Origin of the sequence: Caballeronia ptereochthonis, from assembly GCF_001545075.1 — a bacterium.
In the GTDB taxonomy this organism is placed as follows: Bacteria; Pseudomonadota; Gammaproteobacteria; order Burkholderiales; family Burkholderiaceae; genus Caballeronia; species Caballeronia ptereochthonis.
Map to the genome: position 1 here is coordinate 1 of NZ_FCOB02000098.1, position 1,159 is coordinate 1,159.

Here is a 1,159-nt window from a genome sequence, read left to right on the forward strand (position 1 = left end):
AAATGACTGACGTAGTGATCGTATCGGCCGCGCGTACAGCGGTTGGCAAGTTCGGCGGCTCGCTCGCGAAGATCGCGGCGCCGGAACTGGGCGCCACGGTGATCAAGGCCGTGCTGGAGCGCGCGGGCGTGAAGCCGGAGCAGGTGAGCGAAGTCATCCTGGGCCAGGTGCTCGCGGCGGGCTCGGGCCAGAATCCGGCGCGCCAGTCGCTCATCAAGGCGGGGCTGCCCGACATGGTGCCCGGCATGACGATCAACAAGGTCTGCGGCTCGGGCCTGAAGGCGGTGATGCTGGCGGCGAACGCGATCATCGCGGGCGATGCGGAGATCGTGGTCGCGGGCGGCCAGGAAAACATGAGCGCGGCGCCGCACGTGCTGCCGGGCTCGCGCGACGGCTTCCGCATGGGCGACGCGAAGCTGATCGACACGATGATCGTCGATGGCCTGTGGGACGTTTATAACAACTACCACATGGGCACGACGGCGGAGAACGTCGCGAAGGAATTCGGCATCACGCGCGAGCAGCAGGACGCGTTCGCGGCGCTGTCGCAGAACAAGGCGGAAGCGGCGCAGAAGGCCGGCCGCTTCAACGACGAGATCGTGCCGGTCGCGATTCCGCAGCGCAAGGGCGAGCCGCTGCAGTTCAACACCGACGAATTCGTGCGTCACGGCGTGACGGCCGAAGCGCTCGCGGGCCTGAAGCCGGCGTTCTCGAAGGAAGGCACGGTGACGGCGGCGAACGCATCGGGCATCAACGATGGCGCGGCGGCGGTCGTCGTGATGTCGGCGAAGAAGGCCGAGGCGCTGGGCTTGACGCCGCTGGCGCGCATCAAGGCGTACGCGAATGCGGGCGTCGATCCGAAGATCATGGGCATGGGGCCGGTGCCGGCATCGAAGCGCTGTCTGGAGCGCGCGGGCTGGACGGTGAACGATCTCGACCTGATGGAAATCAACGAGGCGTTCGCGGCGCAGGCGCTCGCCGTGCACAAGCAGATGGGCTGGGATCAGTCGAAGATCAACGTGAACGGCGGGGCGATCGCGATCGGCCACCCGATCGGCGCGTCGGGCTGCCGCATTCTGGTCACGCTGCTGCACGAGATGCAGAAGCGCGATGCGAAGAAGGGTCTGGCGTCGCTGTGCATCGGCGGCGGCATGGGTGT

Annotated in this window: 1 protein-coding gene; it reads left to right on the forward strand. The window is 67.3% G+C overall.

Annotation, left to right across the window (positions count from 1 at the left end):
- Positions 1-2: 2 nt before the first annotated feature.
- Positions 3-1,159: acetyl-CoA C-acetyltransferase (locus AWB83_RS35610; protein ID WP_087050268.1), on the forward strand; the 1,157-nt coding region annotated here is incomplete at its 3' end.